Annotated in this window: 3 protein-coding genes; 2 read left to right on the top strand and 1 reads right to left on the bottom strand. The window is 53.0% G+C overall.

Annotated elements, in window-relative coordinates; all coding sequences use genetic code 11:
* Nucleotides 1-419 precede the first annotated feature (419 nt).
* Nucleotides 420-533 (top strand): hypothetical protein, encoded by a 114-nt coding sequence (locus OOJ59_RS27775; RefSeq protein WP_032634168.1) that lies wholly within the window; start codon nt 420-422, stop codon nt 531-533.
* Between the two features lie 308 nt (nt 534-841).
* Nucleotides 842-1,144: a TM2 domain-containing protein gene (locus tag OOJ59_RS27780; protein ID WP_031942343.1), complete on the top strand. Its 303-nt coding sequence runs from the start codon at nt 842-844 to the stop codon at nt 1,142-1,144.
* Between the two features lie 255 nt (nt 1,145-1,399).
* Here OOJ59_RS27780 and OOJ59_RS27785 read toward each other — a convergent pair whose 3' ends face one another.
* On the bottom strand, nt 1,400-1,636 hold the full coding sequence (locus tag OOJ59_RS27785; protein ID WP_031942344.1) for a hypothetical protein: 237 nt from the start codon (nt 1,634-1,636) through the stop codon (nt 1,400-1,402).
* Between the last annotated feature and the right edge of the window lie 408 nt (nt 1,637-2,044).

Consider the following 2,044-nt stretch of genomic DNA (forward strand, 5'->3'; position numbering starts at 1 on the left):
CGGCACCGGCGCGTCAGCAGAACATGTAGTAACGGGAGATGTGCCGCTTCCTCGCTCACTGACTCGCTGCGCTCGGTCGTTCGGCTGCGGCGAGCGGTACCGGCTTACGGGTGAGGTGGAAATTTCCTGGTGGATGCCAGGAAGGAACTTAACAGGGAAACGATGAGGCTGCGGCGAAGCCGTTTTTCCATAGGCTCCGCCCCCCTGACAAGCATCACGAAATCTGACGCTCAAATCAGTGGCGGCGAAACCCGACAGGACTATAAAGATCCCAAGGGTTTCCCCCTGGTAGCTCCCTCGTGCGCTCTCCTGTTCCTGCCTTTCGGTTTACCGGTGTCATTCCGCTGTTATGGCCGCGGTTTCTCATTCCACGCCTGACACTCAGTTCCGGGTAGGCAGTTCGCTCCAAGCTGGACTGTATGCACGAACCCCCCGTTCAGTCCGACTGCTGCGCCTTATCCGGTAACTATCGTCTTGAGTCCAACCCGGAAAGACATGCAAAAGCGCCACTGGCAGCAGCCACTGGTAACTGATTTAGAGGAGTTAGTCTTGAAGTTATGCGCCGGTTAAGGCTAAACTGAAAGGACAAGTTTTGGTGACTGCGCTCCTCCAAGCCAGTTACCTCGGTTCAAAGAGTTAGTAGCTCAGAGAACCTTCGAAAAACCGCCCTGCAAGGCGGTTTTTTCGTTTCCAGAGCAAGAGATTACGACGCTACAGAAAGGATCTCAAGAAGATCCTTCACCATAATGGAAATCTATCCCACCCGAGCATATAGGATGCATATCGTTATAAAACATTGGATATTATGCATCCCAACTAAAAATAAGCTCGAGGATAAAAAATGAGTTCAATGGTTTACTGCCGAGGATGCGGCAAGGAAATACACGAAACAGCAAAGTCATGCCCACACTGCGGAGCCACAAACGCCTCTTCAGGTTCAGGTGAAAAAAGTAGAATCGCAGCCGCGCTATTAGCATTCTTCCTTGGTGGATTTGGCGCACATAAATTTTACTTAGGTAAAATAGGACAGGGATTCCTGTATCTAATTTTTTGCTGGACATTCATACCCGCGATCATCGCGTTTATTGAGTTTATTATTTATCTATGCGATTCCGATGAAAAATTCGCAAGAAAATATGGCTAACTCATAGCAAAAAAGCCCTGCGGGGCTTTTTTTGTACCAGTCTGTGAGGCACATTTACCATAACATCCCTTATCGGTACCGCCTAAGACGCTCTCAGCGCGTTTCTGCGGCCTCATGCCGATTTCCGGCACCTTTCCCCGGGGAAAACCCCGAAAAACGTTCCTGATGATTTCTGCGCGTCTGCATGGCTATGCACGGAAATGCCTTGCCTGCAGTTTCATCACAAAACTGCAGCAGAAACCTCATAACAGCCACTCACCGGCGCGGCGATCGCGGACGTGACCAGGTAAATTCGGCCTGCTGCCGTTCTTCCTCACGTAGAGCGCGCTGCCGGTCGGCGTGCCGCTGCGACTCAATCTGCGCTCTTGCCCGGTTGAGCACGATATGTCGGTTCGGCTGGTTGAGTTTCTTGCCGGAAGCACGCTCTGCAGCTGCAACAGCATCATCAAGAAATTGCTTCTCTGCCGGCGTCAGATTGGTCAGTCGCGTCATGTAGGTCTCCTGTTCAGCATCACGCTGGCCAGTCTGCCAGACAAGGTGGAAGCAATGAAGCAGCGGCGGAATGTCAGAACCATCAGAAACGGTGAACGGGAGCGGATTTTAATCAGGTGCCGTGAAGCGTTGGGCAAGCCGTCAGGCGCGCCAGTGGTCCTGGCGGGTTTCGGGGCGCAGCCCTGAACCAGTCACGTAGCGCTAGCGGAGTGTATACTGGCTTAATATGTTGGCACGGATGCGGATGTCAGTGAAGTGCTTCATGTAGCAGGAGAAAAAGGCGGCACCGGCGCGTCAGCAGAACATGTAGTAACGGGAGATGTGCCGCTTCCTCGCTCACTGACTCGCTGCGCTCGGTCGTTCGGCTGCGGCGAGCGGTACCGGCTTACGGGTGAGGTGGAAATTTCC

This window comes from Citrobacter sp. W9 (assembly GCF_026719375.1).
Taxonomy (GTDB): domain Bacteria; phylum Pseudomonadota; class Gammaproteobacteria; order Enterobacterales; family Enterobacteriaceae; genus Citrobacter; species Citrobacter werkmanii.

What these genes read in the sequence shown, in the direction of transcription:
- OOJ59_RS27780 (WP_031942343.1), top strand. Translation starts at nt 842, where the DNA reads ATGAGTTCAATGGTTTACTGCCGAGGATGCGGCAAGGAAATACACGAA.
- OOJ59_RS27775 (WP_032634168.1), top strand. Translation starts at nt 420, where the DNA reads ATGCACGAACCCCCCGTTCAGTCCGACTGCTGCGCCTTATCCGGTAAC.
- OOJ59_RS27785 (WP_031942344.1), bottom strand. Translation starts at nt 1,636, where the DNA reads ATGACGCGACTGACCAATCTGACGCCGGCAGAGAAGCAATTTCTTGAT.